The 13,898-nt window shown below is 69.0% G+C and carries 13 protein-coding genes and 1 pseudogene; 12 read left to right on the top strand and 2 right to left on the bottom strand.

From position 1 onward, the window contains the following. Positions 1 to 19 precede the first annotated feature (19 nt). Positions 20 to 892, bottom strand: coding sequence for an outer membrane protein assembly factor BamD (locus SJY26_RS07910; RefSeq protein ID WP_396595587.1), 873 nt, complete (start codon positions 890 to 892; stop codon positions 20 to 22). Between the two features lie 187 nt (positions 893 to 1,079). On the opposite strand from SJY26_RS07910, the pseudogene SJY26_RS07905 reads away from it, so the two are divergent. From SJY26_RS07905 to SJY26_RS07850, 12 genes and pseudogenes are all read left to right on the top strand, one after another. Beyond that, positions 1,080 to 2,013, top strand: a pseudogene (locus tag SJY26_RS07905) (ribose-phosphate pyrophosphokinase). An 81-nt stretch (positions 2,014 to 2,094) separates the two neighbouring features. Further along, positions 2,095 to 3,276 carry a hypothetical protein gene (locus SJY26_RS07900; RefSeq protein WP_396595586.1) on the top strand — a complete coding sequence of 394 codons (1,182 nt, stop codon included), beginning with the start codon at positions 2,095 to 2,097 and terminating at the stop codon, positions 3,274 to 3,276. 132 nt (positions 3,277 to 3,408) lie between these two features. Further along, positions 3,409 to 4,482, top strand: coding sequence for a hypothetical protein (locus tag SJY26_RS07895; RefSeq protein WP_396595585.1), 1,074 nt, complete (start codon positions 3,409 to 3,411; stop codon positions 4,480 to 4,482). A gap of 133 nt (positions 4,483 to 4,615) precedes the next feature. Next, positions 4,616 to 5,287 (top strand): 50S ribosomal protein L25/general stress protein Ctc, encoded by a 672-nt coding sequence (locus SJY26_RS07890; protein ID WP_396595584.1) that lies wholly within the window; start codon positions 4,616 to 4,618, stop codon positions 5,285 to 5,287. A gap of 102 nt (positions 5,288 to 5,389) precedes the next feature. Next, positions 5,390 to 5,629 carry an antitoxin MazE-like protein gene (locus SJY26_RS07885; RefSeq protein ID WP_396595724.1) on the top strand — a complete coding sequence of 80 codons (240 nt, stop codon included), beginning with the start codon at positions 5,390 to 5,392 and terminating at the stop codon, positions 5,627 to 5,629. Then, positions 5,626 to 5,952 carry a type II toxin-antitoxin system PemK/MazF family toxin gene (locus tag SJY26_RS07880; RefSeq protein ID WP_396595583.1) on the top strand — a complete coding sequence of 109 codons (327 nt, stop codon included), beginning with the start codon at positions 5,626 to 5,628 and terminating at the stop codon, positions 5,950 to 5,952. Before SJY26_RS07885 ends, SJY26_RS07880 begins: the two co-directional genes overlap by 4 nt. A gap of 4 nt (positions 5,953 to 5,956) precedes the next feature. Further along, complete coding sequence (gene pth / locus SJY26_RS07875; RefSeq protein WP_396595582.1) at positions 5,957 to 6,571, top strand: aminoacyl-tRNA hydrolase; 615 nt, start codon at positions 5,957 to 5,959, stop codon at positions 6,569 to 6,571. A 125-nt stretch (positions 6,572 to 6,696) separates the two neighbouring features. Then, positions 6,697 to 7,161: a DUF2946 family protein gene (locus tag SJY26_RS07870; RefSeq protein ID WP_396595581.1), complete on the top strand. Its 465-nt coding sequence runs from the start codon at positions 6,697 to 6,699 to the stop codon at positions 7,159 to 7,161. A gap of 71 nt (positions 7,162 to 7,232) precedes the next feature. Continuing rightward, complete coding sequence (locus SJY26_RS07865) at positions 7,233 to 9,317, top strand: TonB-dependent receptor family protein (protein ID WP_396595580.1); 2,085 nt, start codon at positions 7,233 to 7,235, stop codon at positions 9,315 to 9,317. Next, positions 9,314 to 10,660: a PepSY-associated TM helix domain-containing protein gene (locus SJY26_RS07860; protein ID WP_396595579.1), complete on the top strand. Its 1,347-nt coding sequence runs from the start codon at positions 9,314 to 9,316 to the stop codon at positions 10,658 to 10,660. Before SJY26_RS07865 ends, SJY26_RS07860 begins: the two co-directional genes overlap by 4 nt. An 11-nt stretch (positions 10,661 to 10,671) precedes the next feature. Further along, positions 10,672 to 11,130: a copper chaperone PCu(A)C gene (locus tag SJY26_RS07855; RefSeq protein ID WP_396595578.1), complete on the top strand. Its 459-nt coding sequence runs from the start codon at positions 10,672 to 10,674 to the stop codon at positions 11,128 to 11,130. A 101-nt stretch (positions 11,131 to 11,231) separates the two neighbouring features. Beyond that, positions 11,232 to 12,878 (top strand): M28 family peptidase, encoded by a 1,647-nt coding sequence (locus SJY26_RS07850; RefSeq protein ID WP_396595577.1) that lies wholly within the window; start codon positions 11,232 to 11,234, stop codon positions 12,876 to 12,878. Positions 12,879 to 12,884: 6 nt separating this feature from the next. Here the strand turns inward: SJY26_RS07850 and SJY26_RS07845 are convergent, their stop codons facing one another. Further along, positions 12,885 to 13,892, bottom strand: coding sequence for a DUF6607 family protein (locus SJY26_RS07845; RefSeq protein WP_396595576.1), 1,008 nt, complete (start codon positions 13,890 to 13,892; stop codon positions 12,885 to 12,887). Positions 13,893 to 13,898 lie beyond the last annotated feature (6 nt).

Here is a 13,898-nt window from a genome sequence, read left to right as displayed (position 1 = left end):
CGGAACAGGCAGGGAACGGTCAGCCCGGAATGATCCGTCGCAGCCAGCTTTCGCGCTCGGCGGTCGGAGCCGTGTCCGGCTTCTGGCCCTGTTCGGTCAGCAGGGCGTAGGCCTCGGCGTACCAGGGGCTGCCCGGATAGTTGAAGCCCAGAACGGCCCCGTTGCGCATGGCCTCCTCCTTGAGGCCGAGGGTCAGATAGACCTCGACCAGCCGGTACAGGGCCTCGGGCGTGTGGGACGTCCGCTGGAACGCCTCGCTGTCGATCACCGCCTTGTAGCGGCCGATGGCCGCCAGCGGCTGGTTGGCGCGCTGATAGTAGCGGCCGATGTTCATTTCCTTGCCAGCCAGCTGGTCGTTGACCATGTCGATCTTGACCGTCGCATCGGTGGCATAGGGCGAGCCCGGATAGCGCCGTGCCACATCGCGCAGCCCGGCCAGCGCCTGTTCGGCCTGGCCCTGGTCGCGACCCACATCCACGATCTGCTCGAAGTGGCAGGTGGCGCGCATGTAGAAGGCATAGGCGGCCGACGGGCTGCCGGGGAACAGCTGGATGAACCGGTCCGCCGCCGAGATCGATTCCTGGTAGTTGCCGTTCTGGTAGTAGGCGTAGATCTGCATCAGGATCGCCCGGCGCGACCATTCCGAATACGGATGCTGGCGCTCGACCTCCTGGAAATAATCGACCGCATCCGCCCAGCGGTTGCGCTGAAGTCGCTCATAGCCGGTGTTGTAGAGCAGCTCGACCGGCCGCTCCTCATAGGCCAGACGCGGACGGCTGTTGCCGCCATTGCAGGCCGCAGCCGTCAGGGCAGCCACCGAAACCAGAAGGAGCACGCCACCCCGGCGCAGGACGGACGAAGACCGGAAGGAAGTCGGCAAGGGGAACCTCATCACACGCCAGCCGGGTGCGCGAGGCGCATCCGGAAGATCAAGACCGCGTTCTCTAACACCGGCGACCGACACACGCCATGCGCCGGAACCGGCGATCACGGCTTGCTACGGCCGGACGCGCTGCTAAAGAGCGCGCGAGACGGAACACACGTCATTGGCGGTTCGATGACGGCGAAAGGATGACCGGATGAAGCTGCTCGCTGGCAACTCGAACCGGACCCTGTCCCAGGCCATTGCCGACCACCTCGACATGCCCCTGACCAAGGCCCAGGTGAAGCGGTTCGCGGACAACGAGGTCTTTGCGGTCATCGAGGAGAACGTCCGGGGCGAGGATGTGTTCGTCATCCAGTCGACCAGCTATCCCGCCAACGACAATCTGATGGAGCTGCTGATCTGCATCGACGCCCTGGTCCGGGCCTCGGCCAGGCGGATCACGGCGGTCATGCCCTATTTCGGCTATGCCCGTCAGGACCGTAAGACCGGCGGCCGGACCCCCATCTCGGCCAAGCTGGTGGCCAACATGATCACCCGCGCGGGGGCCGACCGTGTCCTGACCATGGATCTGCACGCCGGCCAGATCCAGGGCTTCTTCGACATTCCGACGGACAATCTGGTGGCCACGCCGGTCCTCGCCCTGGACATCCGCGAGCACTACCAGCGCGGCAATCTGATGATCGTCTCGCCCGATGTCGGTGGCGTCGTGCGCGCACGATCCCTGGCGGAGCGGCTGAACGTCGACCTCGCCATCGTCGACAAGCGGCGGCCGAAGGCCGGCGAGAGCGAGGTCATGAACATCATCGGCGACGTCGCCGGCCGCGAGTGCATCCTGTTCGACGACATCGTCGATTCCGGCGGCACCCTTGTGAACGCCGCAAAGGCCCTGATCGCGGCCGGAGCGACCGAGGTCTCCGCCTATATCAGCCACGGCGTCCTGTCGGGCCCGGCGGTCCAGCGGGTCACCGACGGCCCACTCAAGGAACTGGTCATCACCGATTCCATTGAACAGCCGCACGAGGTGTCCAGCTGCTCCAAGATTTCGGACCGTTCCGGTCGCCCCGCTGATCGGCGAGGCCATCCGACGGATCGCCAATGAGGAATCGGTCTCCAAACTGTTCGACTGATCACGCAATCGTGGGCTGACTTCGCCTCAAAACCGCCGGGACCCGTCGATTGATGGGCCCGGACCAGTCAGGGGAGCTTTCATGCGTCTTGTCCTTCCGCGCCTCGGCGCCGCCTTTGCCGCCGTTGCCGTCGCCGGCCTTCTGGGCAGCTGTGCCTCCGGCAGGGCCGAGGCCGAGGCGGAAGCCGCGCGGCTGGCGGAAGCCGCCGCCCTCGCCGCCCGCCAGCCCCCGCCCGTCGCCCTGAACGACAGCGTCGCCCAGGCGGCGTCCGTCTATCTGACCTTCACCCGCGACATCACCGCCATCCAGGGCGGCTTCGCCTCGCCCGAGGCGGTCCAGGCAGCGCTGCGGCGCGGCGCGGCCTATGACCCCGACCAGATCTCGCGCGGTCTGGTCGCCTATGCTTCCATCCTGGCGCTTCAGTCGCCCGAGTTCGTCGCCGGGGTCCGCTCGGCCGCCCCCACGCCGGCCGAACGCCAGGAACTGGTCGGCCGCATCGTGGCCGACCCGACCCTGGCCTCGACCCTGCCGGGGGCGGAGGCGGCCGCCGGTCTGATCATCGGCATGATGGAGACCGACATCATCGCCCTGGCGAATGCGGCCGACACCGTCGAAACCGACGCCTACACCATCCAGTATGCGGGCGATCCCCGCAGCGGCTGGGGCCGCGCCCCCTCGCCCGACCGCGAAGGCCGTCTTCAGACCGTCAAGGATCTCTCGGCCCGGGCCGTTCTGCCCTCGGCGGAAGAAAGCGCGCGTCTCTACGCGGCGGCCCACAGCGGCGCGGGCCTGAACGCCACCGCAACCCGCACCCGACGTCCGCCCTACGCGCCCTCGGTCTCCAACGCCCTGGCCATGGGGGCCCTGGCCGTCCTGGGGGCCGCCGGCGACAATGCCCGGGCCAATACAGACGCCCTCCAGTACGACCGGACCAGCCAGGACTGCCTCGCCAGTTCCAAGCTCAACCTGTTCCAGTGTCTGGCGGCATCCCGCCCGGCCTACGAAGACATGTTCTGCCTCGGCCGGCATGTGATGCGCGATCTGGCCACCTGCGCGCGGGGGGCCGCCCTGCCCTCCGCCATCGTCACGGTCGACGATCCGACCGCGAGCCGGATCACAGCCCCGGCGGCCCCGCGCGCGACGCCCCAGCCCCTCCCGCCGGCACCGGCCGCTGCCCTGCCCACCCCGATCCAGACGCCCGTGCCGGCACCGACCTCCACGCCCACGCCGACCCAGAGATTGAACGCCGGACCCAGCCGCTAGGGCGCCGCTGGCGCCGGAGAGTTGAATGGGCCGCGCGTGATTAACGGTCGGAAAACCTTCGGGAATGCCTTATAGGGTCCGGCGTTGCGGCGTGCGGGGGGACCGTCGCTCTTGGTTGCGTGGGGATTTGCTATGGGTAAGACCTTCTCGCGCGGTGGCTTGGCGTTTGCCGCCGTCATCGCCGCCGGTGCAGTGCTCTCCAGCTGCAGCAAACCCGAACCCGTGGTGATCGTCGAGGCTCCGCCCCCGCCACCGCCGGTGACCCTGAATGCCGGAGTGGCAGAGGCAGCCTCGATCTATGTCGCCTTCATCCGCGACGTCGGCACGATCCAGGCCGGCTTCCAGGACGCGGAGTCCATCCAGGCGGCCATGCGCAAGGGGGCGGCCTACGATCCGGCCACCCTGTCTCGCGGCATGATCGCCTATGCGTCCATCCTTGCGCTGCAGTCACCGGAGTTTGTCGCCGGGGTCCGACGCTTCGCTGATGATCCGGGCCAGCGCGCCGAGGTGGTGGCCAACCTCATCCGCGACCCCGCCTATGCCGTGACCCTGCCCGGGGCGGACGCCGCCGCCGGCCTGATCATCGCCACCCTCGGCCAGGACATCGCCACCCTGACCGCCCTGGCCGACTCGGTGGAACAGGACGCCTATACGATCCAGGAGCGCAACGATCCGCGCCGCCGCTGGGCCGTGACCCCCATCCCCAGCCGGGAGGTCCGGCTGGAATCCGTCAAGACCATCTCCGCCGGCCAGATGTTGCCTTCCGCCGAGGACTCCGCCCGGCTGTTCGCGGCGGCCAACAGCGGCACCGGCCTGAATCTGCCAGCCACCACCCAGGCCCCGCCCTACACGCCGGCGGTGGTCAATGCCCTCGCAATTGCGGCCCTGGCCGCCATGGGCGCTGCCGGTGACGAGGCCCGCGCCAATACCGAGGCCCTGTCGATCGAGACCAACGCCCAGTTCTGTCTCGACATGTCCAAGCTGAACCTGTTCCAGTGCCTGGCCGCCTCGCGTCCCAGCTATGAGGACATGTTCTGCGTCGGCCGGCACATCGTGCGTGACCTCGCCACCTGCACGACGCAGGCGACCATCCCCGTCGTCGCCGATCCCGCTATCGCCACCGCCAGCATCAGCCCGGTTCCGACCGGCGTCGCCGCCGAGGCCGCCACCGCCTCGCTCGTCGCGGTTCAGCCCGCCTCAAACTGAGGTCTTCGCCCGGGCGTGGTTGCACTGGCACGCGCTTGCGTGTAATGACCCGCGCTCTTGAATTCGAGGGTCCATGACCCCGCCGCGCGGGCCATTAGCTGGCGCAGGCGTTTTTGTTGTTGAGGCGAGCCAGATGGCCGAGATCATTCTGAACGTGGACGTTCGCGAGAACACCGGCACCGGCGGCGCGCGCGCGGCCCGTCGCTCGGGTGCGGTTCCCGGCATCCTGTACGGCGGCGGCAAGGCCCCCGTCGCCATCTCGGTCAACGAGAAGGATTTCCGCAAGAACCTGTACACCGGTAAGCTGCTGGGCCACCTCGTGACGCTGAAGTACGGCGACGAGACCCAGCCGGTCATCGCCAAGGACGTCCAGTTCGACCCGGTGTCGGACCGCCCCCTGCATTTCGACCTGATGCGCGTCGAGGCGAACCAGACCATCAAGATCGAGGTGCCGATCCACTTCATCAACGAGGACCAGTGCAAGGCCTTCCGTCAGGGCGGCACGCTGGAAGTCGTGCGTCACTCGGTCGAGATCATGGTCCGCGCGGACCACATCCCCGAGGATCTGGTCGTCGATCTGGCCGGCCACAAGCTGGGCGACACCCTCCGCTGGTCGGACGTCAAGGTGCCGTCCGACGTGGAAGCCACCATCACCGACCGTGACTTCGTGATCGGCGCGATCAAGGTCTCCTCGGCCGCGATCGCCGCCGACCAGATCGAGGAAGACATCGCCGAAGAGAATGCCGCGGCCGAGGTTCCTGCCAGCGAGCAGGATGCCGAGGACGGCGAGACCACCGAAGGCTGATCCCCGGATCGCCCCTGAACATCGGCCCGCCCGGCTCCGGCCCGGCGGGCTTTTGTTTGTCCGGATTTGCGCGGTCAATGGTGGCGCGCTACCTTGGCAGTCATGAACGTCCACGCGCCCAAGCCCGACAAGTACAAGGCCTATCGCGCCCGCAAGAAGGCGGCTGGCCTGAAGCAGGTGCGCATCTGGACGCTCGACACCTCCCGGCCCGGCTTTCAGGAAGAGCTGGATGCGGCCATCGAGCGCATCAATGCCAGCGAGAGCGAGCGGGAGACGCTCATTTTCGGCGAAGCCCTGATGGCGGAAATTTATGCCGATGACGATGAGGCGGACGCGTATTGAGACGGGGAGATATTGTGACCGTGGCCCTCGCGGGCGATCACGGGAAGCCCCGCCCCGCAATCATCATCCAAGCGGATCAGACGTCAGATACGGCCTCCGTACTCGTCTGCCTTTGCACGAGCAAGGTCGAGGAAACATCGCCTTATCGACTCAGGGTCGAGCCGACCCCGATGAACGGACTGCGCAAGCCTACACTGGTCCAGGCCGAGAAAATCCACGCCGTAACCCGCACCAAATGCGGCTCCGTGATCGGTCGCCTGACGCCCAACGAGATCGAGAGCATCGACATCCGCTTGACCTTTATCCTCGGCCTCGGCGACTAGCCCCATGATCATCATCGCCGGCCTCGGCAATCCCGGGGCCAAGTACGAGAAGAACCGCCACAACATCGGCTTCATGGCCGCCGATGCGATCGCGCAACGCTGGCGCTTCGGCAGCCCGCGCGCCAAATTCCAGTCGGTGATCCAGGAGGGTGAGGTCGAGGGGACCAGGGTCCTGCTGATGAAGCCCCAGACCTTCATGAACAGCAGCGGCAATGCCGTCGGCGAGGCCGCCCGCTTCTACAAGATCGCGCCAAAGGACGTCATCGTCTTCCACGACGAGATCGACCTGGCCCCCGGCCGCTTCCGCATGAAGACCGGCGGCGGCGCGGCCGGGCAGAACGGCGTGCGCTCCCTGATCAGCCAACTGGGTCCCGACTTCCGCCGCGCCCGCATGGGCGTGGGCCACCCGGGTGAGGCGGCGCTCGTTCACGGCCATGTGCTGAGCGATTTCCACAAGGCCGAACAGCCGTGGCTGGAGGCTCTGCTGAACGCCTGCGCCGACGCCCTGCCGTTCGCCGTGGCCGGCGAGGACGAACGCTACCAGGGCGAGGTGATGCGCCTGGCCCCCGCTCCCAAATTCAGCCCGCGTCAGGCCGCCCAGGCCGCGAAGGGCGAATAGTGCAGTCTCCTCCCCGTCGGCTTTGCGACGGGGAGGTGGCTCGGAGCGCAGCGGAGAGACGGAGGGGTTCTTGCCGCACGCAGAACCCCTCCGTCAGCTCGCGCAGAGCTCGCTGCCACCTCCCCATGCGCAAGCGCGCACGGGGAGGAGACTTTGCCGCGCTTTCCCTCGCGCGCGGCTTGCGCTATCGCCGCGCCGTGACCCGCCACCCGACCGAGTCCTGGTCGACCCTGCGCTCGCTGGCCTTCCTCGCCGCGACGTTCGCCATCGTGTTCGGAAGCCTGATGCCGTTCGCGGCGCTGGCGGCCTCCACGCCGGGTCATCCCATGGTCATCTGCTCGACCGAGGGGCCCCAGACCATCGCAATCGGCGTGGATGGCGAGCACGGCTCCGGCAAGGGCATGGCCGGGGCAAAATGCGCCGCCTGCGTCCTGGCATTCGCCGCCGCCCTCCCCGCGCCTCCGGTGCTTCAGCCGGCCGCGGGGGCCACCACCCGCCCGGCCTCTGTCTTCGTCGTCCAGCACGAGGCCGCTCCGCCCCCGGCCCGCGGCCCGCCCCGGCCGCCCTCGACCGCTCCCCCCAAAGCCTGAACCAGACCGACACCTGCACCGCGCGCGCCTGACCGGCGTGCGCCCGACTGTCCCTGCTTCAGGATTATCCGATGTCTAACAAGACCCACGCAGCGCCGCTGGCGCTGCTGCTCGCCGCCGCGAGCGCACCCGCCTTCGCCCAGACCACGCCCGACATCGGCCCCGTGGTCGACCTCGGCGAGGTCATCGTCACCGGGGCCCGCAATCCCGAGGACCCGCCCGTCGTGGCCGAGGCCCGCCGCCGCCTGTCGCGCACCCCCGGGGCCGTGGCCGTCGTCTCGGCCGAAAGCCTCGAAACCCGCTACGCCCCCAATATGGCCGACGTCCTGCGGGACGTGCCCGGGGTCTATGCGCAGAAGAAATGGGGCGGCGACGCCCGCATCTCGATCCGCGGTTCGGGCATCGGCAACGCCAACCACCTGCGCGGCCTGTTCGTCTCCCAGGACGGCATCCCGTTCAACGAGGCCGACGGCTTCGGCGACGTCCAGATGGTCGATCCCCTGCTGGCGCGCTTCACCGAAGTCTACAAGGGCGGCAATGCCCTGCGCTTCGGCGGGGCCCTGCTGGGCGGCGCGATCAATCTGGTGACACCCAACGGCAGCACCATGGGCGAGACTGCCAGCCTGCGCGCCGACTTCGGCTCCTGGCGGACCGGCCGGCTGCATGCCGAGGTCGGGGGCGTGCGCGGCGACTGGGACGCCTTCCTCGGCGTCACCGGCGCGACCGCCGAGGGCTGGCGCCAGCACGCCGACGGCCAGCAGCAGTACATCACCGCCAACATCGGCCGGACCTTTGGCGAGGATCGCGAGGCCCGGCTGATCGTCCAGGGGGCCTATATCCACCAGCAAATCCCGGGATCCCTGACCCTGGCCCAGGCGCTGGACACCCCGGTGATGGCCACCGCCACCAATGTCGCCAACGACTACCAGCGTGACTACGCCTCGGTCCGCACCACCCTGTCGACCCGCTGGCGGCTGTCGCCCGAGCTGCTGTTCGAGGGAGCGGTCTATGGCACCTGGAAGGACCTGCACCACCCGATCTTCCAGGTCATCGACCAGCAGAGCCGCAACTACGGGGCCTTCGGCCGTCTGGACTGGGAGGGCCAGCTGTTCGGCCTGCGCGCCGATGCCTTCGGCGGTGCCTGGTACCGGGTCGGCGATCTGGACGCGCAGCAGTTCGTCAATGTCCGCGGGTCCAGCGGCGCCCGCACCGCCAGTGCCCGCCAGAATGCAAGGGCGCTGGATGTCTTCGCCGAAGGCCGGCTGTTCGTCACCGACAGCCTGGCGGTCGTCGCCGGCGGGGCCTGGGGCCTGGCCGAGCGCGCCTTCCAGCGGTTCGCCCTGCCCGGCGTCGCCGGGACCTTCGACCAGACCGTGGGCAAGAACTATGAGTGGTTCGCGCCGCGTCTGGGCCTGCTGTGGGAGGGTCCGTCCGGGGCCCAGGCCTATGCCAATGTCACCCGCTCGATCGAGCCGCCGAACTTCGGCTCCCTGTCGCCGACCGTCGGCGGCTTCGCACCCATAGAGGCCCAGGAAGCCTGGACCTATGAAACGGGCGTGCGCGGCCGCACCGCCCGCCTGTCGTGGGACGTGGCCGTCTACCGGGCCGAGCTGGACGGGGAGCTGCTGAACTTCATCGTCAATCCGGCGCTGGGGATCCCGGCAGCCACCTTCAACGCCGGGGCCACGGTGCACCAGGGGATCGAGGCGGGGCTGGACTGGCGCTTCGCCACGGGATGGCGGCTGCGTCAGACATACACCTTCTCGGACTTCTTCTTCGACCACGACCGGGTCTATGGCGACAACGACCTGCCGCTGGTGCCGCCGCACGTCTACCGGGCCGAGCTGCGCTACGACCACCCTGCCCGGGGCAGATGGGGCGGCTGGTTCATCGCCCCGGCGATCGAGACCACCCCGTCAGACACTTGGGTCGACTATCGCAACACGCTCAAGGCCCCCGGCTACACCGTCGTCAACCTGGGCCTCGGCTGGACGGTCGACAACCGGACCAGCCTGTTCGTGGATGCCCGCAACCTGCTGGACGAGCGCTACGTCTCGAACTTCGGTGCCGTGACCGATGCCCGCACGGCCTCGACCGCCGTCTTCTGGCCCGGCGAAGGCATCTCGGCCTTCGTCGGCCTGAGGTTTTCGCTGTGACCGGGATCACGACAACGAAGGGGGCGGCTGCGGCCGCCCCCACCCCCCTGTCCGCCGCCTACCGGACCGTCTGGCGCTGGCATTTCTGGGCCGGGCTGATCAGCCTGCCCTTCCTGATGCTGATGGCCCTGACCGGGGCCATCTATCTGTTCAAGCCCGAGATCGACGATTGGCAGATACGCGGGGTGGCGGCCATCACCCCCTCTGCGGCGGTCTCCAGCGCCCCTGCCTCCGCCTGGGCCGGGGCTGCCCTCGCCGCCGTCCCGGGCCGGGTGGCCAGCGTCCAGGTACCCGCCCGCCCCGACCGCGCCGTGCGTTTGACGGTCGAGGCCACCGACGGCTCGCGACGCGCCGTCTTCGTCGATCCGGCTGACGCCCGGGTCACCGGCGACATCCCGGCCGAGGGGCTGACCGACACGGTCAAGAAGATCCACTCCCTCATCCTGTTCGGCCCCGGCCTGAACGTCGTGGTCGAGATCGTGGCCGGCTGGGCCATCATCCTCGTCGCCACCGGTATCTTCCTGTGGTGGCCGAGGCGGCGCGAGGCCGGGGTGGTCACGGTCCGGGCCCGGGCCGGCCGGCCCCTGTGGCGCGACATCCATGCCGTGACCGGTCTGTATGCCGGCGCGGCGATCGTCTTCCTGGCGGTGACCGGCATGCCCTGGTCGGCCGTCTGGGGCGATCAGGTCATGGGCGCGGCGCGACAGGCCGGCTTTGGCCGCCCCGCTGCCCCGGCCGCCTCCGACTGGGTTCATGCGGAACACGCCGATGCGCCGCTCGGCGTCGGCTGGTCGCTGGAGCATGCCGGCATGACCGCACCGGCCACCCCGATCGCGCTGGACCGGGTTCTGGCCTCGGTCGAGGCCTCGGATCTGGCCCGGCCCTGGCTTATGACCCTGCCCCCCTCGCCCGACCGCGCCGTGACCGCCGCCTATCAGAACACCCGGTCCGAGGATGCCCGGGTCCTGTACCTCGACCGGTCCGGCACGCTCCTGCGCGACATCACGGCCGCGGACTTCGGCACCGGAGCCCGCGCCTTCGAATGGGGCATCGCCGTCCACCAGGGCACCCAGTATGGCCAGATCAACCGCTGGATCATGCTGCTCGCCTGTATCGCCGTCTGGGTCCTGTCCCTCTCGGCCCTGATGATGTGGTGGAAGCGCCGGCCGAAGGGGCGTCTGGCCGCCCCCGTCGCCCCGCCCGGGGCGCGCGCCAAGGTCGCGGTTCTGGCCATCGTCCTGCCCCTCGCGATCCTGTATCCCCTGACCGGGCTCAGCCTGGTCGTCGCCGTCGTGCTGGACCGGATCGTCGCCCGCGTGCGCCGCTCCGCCGTCCCCGTCTGAAAGGTCCCGCCATGAAGACCCTGTCTTTCCTCGCCGCCCTCCCGCTGATCACGCTCGCGGCCTGCAGCCCGCCGGCCGGCCCGGGATCGACGGACGCCGCGAGTGCAGTGGTCGTCGCCGACGCCCTCTGCCGCCCGACCCCGCCCGGCCGTCAGGTCACCGGCTGCTACCTGACCCTGACCGCTCCGACCGCTGACACCCTGGTCTCGGTCGCCTCGCCCGCCGCCGCCCTCGTCCAGGTCCACGAGATGCGGATGGAGAGCAATATGATGATGATGCGCGAACTGGAGGCCGGCCTGCCGCTGCCGGCCGGCGAGGCGGTGTCATTGGCCCCCGGCGGCAACCACATCATGCTGATGGGGGTGACCGAGCCCCTGAAGACCGGCGACACTGTGGCCCTGACCCTGACCTTTGCCACGGCTGCCCCGGTGGAGGTCAGCGCGACCGTCCGCACGCCGCCCGCCGCCTGAGGCGCGGGACGGACGGAGCCGTCCGCAGATGACGAAACTGTAATGTTTCCCGGGACCTGGCCCGCACTAGGGTGCGCCCCGAAATGACATGGAGAGCCTTGATGTTGCGTAGACTGTCCGGCGGTGCCGCCGCCCTCGCCCTTTTGATGTCGGCGGGACTGGCCTCGGCCCAGGACTTCTCGGCCGAGGCCCTGTCACAGGGCATCCGCCACATCTCCTCGGACGAATTCATGGGCCGCTATCCGGGCACCGAGGGCGAGCGCATGACCCTGGCCTGGCTGCAGGGTCAGTATGAGGCGATGGGTCTGGAGCCGGGCGGGCCGGACGGCCAGTGGCTGCAGCCGGTCTCGCTGAAGCGCTATACGCCGGTCGAGGGGTCTGCGGTGGTCAGCTGGACCGGACCGGACGGTACGGTGCATCCGCTGGTGCCCGGTACCGACATCATGGTCCGCGCCGCCACCAATGACGGCCAGGCCGACATCGCCGGGGCCGGTCTGGTCTTCGCCGGCTATGGCATCCATGCGCCCGAGCGAAACTGGGACGACTGGGGCGACATCGACGTGCGCGGCAAGGTCGTGATCGTCATGGGCGGTGAACCGACCGCCGAGGCGGTGACCGCCCGGTTCAACGGGGCCTATCCCACCGCCTATTCGAACGGCTGGTACAAGTCGGACGAGGCCTTCCGCCGCGGCGCCGTGGGCGTGATCGTCCTGACCCCGGTGCCCGCCACCCACGCCGGATGGCTGCGCAGCGCCCAGTTCAACAACCGCCAGCGCACCCTGACGCCGGGGGCCGCCGATCTCGAATTCTCCGGCTCCATCAACCAGGACACCGGCATGGCCTGGGCGACCGCAGCCGCACTTGACCCCGCGTTGCTCACGACCGTCGACACCGGCACCTTCAAGGCCGTGGCCCTCGACGGCGTAACCCTGTCGGTCCGGGCCGCAGAGACCATCGACACCCTGGTGACCCACAACCTGCTGGCCCGCATCCCGGGCACCAGCCGGCCGGACGAGACCATCGTCTATTCGGCTCACTGGGATCACGTCGGCGTGGGCGCGGACCATGCCAGCCCGGTCTCGACCACCGAGGACAACATCTACAACGGGGCCTGGGACAATGCCTCGGGCACCATCGGGGTGCTGGAGATGGCGCGCCAGATGTCGGCCGCCCCGCGCCCGGACCGCAGCATCATCTTCGCCCATATGGCGGCGGAGGAGATGGGCCTGCTGGGGGCCTATGGCTATGTCGCCAACCCCGTCTATCCGCTGGAGAAGACCGTGGCCGACATCAATATCGATATGCTGCCCCTGTCCGGTCCGACCCGCGACATCGCCATCTTCGGAAAGGGCCAGAACAGTCTGGAAGACAACCTGGCGGTCCTCGCCGCGGCCGAGGGCCGGGTGGTCACCGACGACCGCCAGCCGGAGCAGGGATTCTACACCCGGTCCGACCACTTCCCGTTCGTGCGCGCCGGGGTCCCGGCGCTGATGACGTGGCACGGTGTGGACTGGGACGAGGGCGGGGTCGAGGCCGGGCAGGCCGCGTGGAGCGCCAAGTTCGCCGCCGACTATCACAAGCCTTCGGACGAGTGGTCGGCGGACTGGGACCTGCGTTCGGCGGTCGAGAACCTGACCCTGCTGTACCGGCTGGGGATGCAACTGGCGAACAGCGAGGAATGGCCGACGTGGAAGCCGGACTCGGAGTTCGGTGCCCGCCGGGCGGCCAGCGACGCCGCCCGGCAGTAGGCGGCGTCAGGGCGCGGTCGCGTCCTCGATGATGATCTGACGGGCCTCGGCGGCGGCAGCCTCCGGGGTCTTCAGACCGTCGACGATCTGGCTGGCCAGACCCATCAGGGCCGTGCCGGTGATCGAACCGGTCTGCGGCTCTTCCTCCAGACCGATGCCGCCGTGGGTGGTGATGACCTCGTCCCAGACGGCGCGAACGGTGGCCCAGTAGTCCTTCGTCGCAGCCCAGTAGGCGTCGCCCGGACCGGGATCGTAGCTGGTGTCGGTCCGGTAGGTGTTGACCACATCCTCCTGGACGACAGCCACGGCATCGGCGGCATCGCCCTCGCCGGCGGCCATTTTCATATTGTCCTGGATATGGACCCAGCCGAACGGCGTCAGGGCGTGGCGGTTGGTGCCCAGATAGCGGTCATAGACGGGGTCCCGCACCGCATCACGACGGGCCAGCGGACGCCAGGTCGGGGCGCTGGTCCATTCGGTCAGGCCGTTGTCGTAGGACCACCGACCGACCCCGCCATAGCGGGGGGAATCGTCGGTCTGCCACACGGTCTGGGACCAGGCCCCGGCGCGTTCGGCGTCCGGTACCCCGGTCAGGACCCAGCGGTTGGGACCGGCATAGGTGAGCACGGTCGCCGGCTGCCAGACCCAGTCCTGGCGCCAGTGTTTGATCACGATCGACTGGCCGTCGTGCTCCATGACCAGGATGTGCTGCAGGCTGATGCGCTCGCCGCTGTCCTCGACCACCCGGACGATCTCATTGCCGCCGGAGACGTGGCTCTCGATCGGCTCATAGCCGGCCCGGAACGAGACCCGCTCATTGAAGTCGAACCGCACCTTGTACTGGCCGGCCTGGGCCAGGATGGCTTGCCGGTCACGGGCGAAGGCAGCGGCGGCGTCGGGTGCCACCATGGCCGCAGGCATCGGCGCGGCCATGGCCGTGACAGGTGCAACTCCCGCCAGCAGAGCGGCGATCAGGATAGCGTGCATGGAAGCCTCACTGGTTTTGCGTATCATTTGCAT

The sequence above is a fragment of the Brevundimonas sp. R86498 genome (assembly GCF_044598075.1).
GTDB lineage: Bacteria > Pseudomonadota > Alphaproteobacteria > Caulobacterales > Caulobacteraceae > Brevundimonas.
The sequence above is the reverse complement of the archived record's forward strand: the minus strand, read 5'-3'. Positions and strand labels throughout refer to the sequence as shown.